At 39.2% G+C, this 3,935-nt stretch carries 3 protein-coding genes; all 3 read right to left on the reverse strand.

The annotated features are described in order from the left end of the window. Positions 1-291: transaldolase family protein (locus ACLOR3_RS08700; protein ID WP_412037150.1), on the reverse strand; the 291-nt coding region annotated here is incomplete at its 3' end. A gap of 15 nt (positions 292-306) precedes the next feature. After that, entirely contained in the window at positions 307-2,745 is a 2,439-nt protein-coding gene (locus ACLOR3_RS08705) for a glycyl radical protein (protein WP_023027619.1), read from the reverse strand. A gap of 141 nt (positions 2,746-2,886) precedes the next feature. Continuing rightward, positions 2,887-3,935 (reverse strand): PTS sugar transporter subunit IIC (locus ACLOR3_RS08710; protein ID WP_412037151.1); only part of this gene is annotated, 1,049 nt, incomplete at its 5' end.

The following is a 3,935-nucleotide window of genomic DNA, read 5'->3' on the forward strand; positions in this document are numbered from 1 at the left end:
TGCAGCAAGTCCTTCAGGTGTTACTGGGACTTTAATATAGGTGTTTTCATCGCATTGTTCGCGAATTTTAGCCGCATCTTTCAAAATTCCTTCATAATCTTTTGCGACAACTTGAACATGGATGGAAGGAGAGCCCCCAATGATTTCTCGCACCTTATGGATACGATCAAAAAAATCAATGTCCCCTTCTTTTTTTGCAATTGTTGGGTTCGAAGTTACCCCAGCAAGGGGTAACACTCGTGCCCATTTTTTTATCTCATCTAAATTTAAAGTATCAAGCATAAATTCCATATACATACCTCTTTACTATAGAGTATGCTCTGTCCGTCCAATAATATCATCTTGTGTAGCTCTTGATAGTACATTGAAGAAAGCTGAGTAGCCTGCAACACGTACAATTAAGTCACGGTGTTTTTCCGGATGTTTTTGAGCATCTAACAACGTTTCTCTAGAAACCACATTGTATTGAATATGGTATCCATGTAGACGATTAAAGAACGTACGGAGTAAAGCAATAAGTTTTAATTTATCTTCTTCTTTGGCTAAAGTTTGTGGGTTTACTTTTTGGTTCAGTAAAACACCACCAACAATTTCATCTGTTGGCAATTTAGAAACAGATTTTAGAACAGATGTTGGGCCATGTTGGTCCATATTGTGGGATGGAGAGCATCCTTCTGCTAGTGGAGTTCCAGCATTACGACCGTCCGGAGTAGCTAATGTTCCACGACCTTGTCCTACATTGGCTGAAATAGAAGATGTACCTGAGTAACGGATACCACCGATTGGCCCACGTCCATAGCGAGTATTTGGATATTTAGCAATTTCATCCACATAAATATCGTATGCTTCTCGAACTAAGCTGTCTGCATAGTCATCATCGTTTCCATACTTCGGTGCATCATGGATAAGCATCTCTTGGATTTCTTTTCCACGTTCGCCCTCGTAATCGGTTTCCAGAGCATGCCATAGCTCTTGTGGCGTTAAGCGTCCTTCTTCGAATACCAGTTTCTTGATTGCTGCAAGTGAATCGGATAAGTTTGCAATACCCACTTGTAAACCAGAAATATAATCGTAGACAGCTCCACCTTCTTTTAGGTGTTTTCCACGTCCAATACAGTCATCTGTCAAAGCTGAACAGAGGATATCTGGCACTTCTCTTTCAAGAGATAGGTCGATCGAGTTTTCTACGATCACACTCATGCGGGTTAAGTGACGCAAAGTCTTGTCCCAAGCAGTCTGCAATTCATCGAAGCTCTTCATGTCTTTAAAATGGCCGAAGCTTGGTGCAAAGCGCTTGCCAGAAGCAGGATCGATTCCATCATTCATCGTGATGAGCAAAACTTTAGGGAAGTTCATATAACTCATACCTGTACAGCGATATCCCCATTTACCTGGAACAGCTGTTTCTACACAACCAATTGCACTGTAATCATAAGCATCTTCTTCAAGAACACCTTTTGAAATAAAGGATGGAATAATGATCTCATCATTATTGAAAGCAGGCATACCGAATCCGAGCTTCATAACTTCAATACATTCGTTCATGAAGCGGGCATCCAAACCAGCATGGTAACGAACAGTTAAGTTTGGTTGAGGAAGGTGAGTTTGAGCAACAGACTTCAACACTAAATAAGACAATGGGTTAACGGCATCTTTCTTATCACGCGTTTGACCACCAATCGTAACGTTTTGATAAAGCGGACTACCTGCAGATGAGAAGGTATGTGCTTGACTACGTACTTTGTTAATTGTAATAGTCTTAATCCAAAGGTTGGTCAAGCGTTCAACAATACTCTCTTCAGTTTCCCGTCCACTTTCCAAATCAGCTTTAACGTATGGATACATATATTGGTCAAAACGGCCATATGAAAGTGAGTGTCCATTTGATTCAATCTGAAGAATACATTGGATAAACCAAACAGACTGAACAGCCTCTGCAAATGTACTTGCAGGCTCGTATGGAACTTTCGAGCAAATCTCTGCAATTTCAAGCAATTCCTTCTTACGTTCAGGAGTTGCTGTTTCAGCAAGTTGTTTAGCAAGTTCCACAAATCGTTGAGCATAGGTCTTAACAGCATCAACTACGATAAAGATAGAATCATAAAAATGGTACTTGTCAATACTAGCTGGATCCGTTAGATCAAGAGCTGCCTTAGCTTGACGGGCTCTTTCTTCAAAACCTTTCAAACCATATTGCAATAATTTTTGATAATTTACTGCTAAGTGGGCATCTCCTGAATTCATCTTCCCTTCCATACCGAAGAATCCTGTTTCCATATAGACAGAAACTTCTTCAGGTAGAAGAGCTCCAGCTCTTGCACGTAAGTTATTATTTTCCCAGAATGGTGCGATACTACGGAGTTGTTCTTTCGTTTCTTCCGTAATATAGAAGACATCACCATCCCGCTTTTCAAAAAGATCCAATTCCTTAAGAACGAACTCTAAAGTATATTCTGGGAAAATTGGAGCATCTTTATTAGAGGACGCTTGGTTCCCAGCGATCATGGATTCATCCTCAATATAGATTGTCATATTTTCAAGAATCTCTTTCAACATATAGGCACGTTTAAGAACATTTGGTTGTTCCTTATAACGATCATATGCTTTAGTTGCAAGAACAGCACGTTCAGCATCGATGTAAGGCTTCTTGTTTAAGACATCTTCACGATACTTATTCATGCGTTCAGTGAGGCTTCCAAAATATTCTGTTTTAATGCTTGTACTTGCTACTTCTACTTGTTTCATTTTTTCAAAACCTTTCTTTTGAAATTATTTTATTTTCTTTCGTAACTATAGTAGCATTAAATTTTACGAATTTCAATGAATTATGAATTATACATATAAATTCTATTCTAGTCGCACATCTGTGCATTCCTGATAAAGGCACTATTTTTCAGCTTGTAATTCATTGTTATAGGCAAGATTATCTTGGAATTTGAAGAATGGGAAATATACGACGGTCGAGGTCACAAGAACAAGCACTTGAACGAAAGCACCTTGCCAACCTCCAACCATAAATCCAGAAATAATGGCTGGTGTACTCCAAGGAAGGGTCACACCTGAGAATGGGTGCATAAATCCAATAGCAATTGAAGTATAAACAATTATCGCTGCTAAAATTGGAACGATAATGAATGGAAGGAACATCACTGGGTTCATTACTATTGGGAAACCGAATACGACCGGCTCATTAACATTGAAGATTGCAGGAAAAGCTGCAACTTTTCCGAGTGCCTTATACTGTTTTGATTTAGCAGCAAATAACATGGCAACAACCAACCCAAAGGTTATACCTGATCCAGACAAAATAAGGAAACTATCTAAAAATTGTTGGGTGACAATGTGTGCACCATTTTCAACAGATAGCTTTCCAGCTGCCAACATGGATTTATTGGCATCTAGGTTGGAAAGTAATAAAGCTGTTACTACACCGTTGACAACTGATTGTCCATGCACACCAAACCACCATAGGAATGAAATAAAGAAGGCAATCCCAATCGCTCCGTAAAGTGATCCTGTTAAACCTTGTAAAGGAACCTGAATGACATCATAAATCATTTCAATGAAGGTACCGCCGTTTGTCACTACTTTTGATACGATGTACACAATCATTGATAGTAAGAAAATCACGAAAGCAGGAATCATCGCTTCAAATTGTTTGGCAATAGCTTGAGGTACTTGTTCTGGCATTTTTATAACAATATGTCTTTGGATAAACACTGTATAAATTGCACCAACTACCAGACCAATAATAATGGCACCGATAATCCCTTGACCACCAAACCATACTTTTGCAATGGCATCGCCAATCGGTTCTCCCTTAGCTGGTACATAAGAAGATTTTAACAAGATAAAGAATGAAGACAGGGACAAAACTCCCGCTGGCAAGGGTTCTACTCCACTGTTTTTAGCATAAGAATACCCAATGGAGAAGC

This window comes from Streptococcus intestinihominis (genome assembly GCF_046824975.1).
GTDB lineage: Bacteria > Bacillota > Bacilli > Lactobacillales > Streptococcaceae > Streptococcus.

What these genes read in the sequence shown, in the direction of transcription:
- ACLOR3_RS08705 (WP_023027619.1), bottom strand. Translation starts at nt 2,745, where the DNA reads ATGAAACAAGTAGAAGTAGCAAGTACAAGCATTAAAACAGAATATTTT.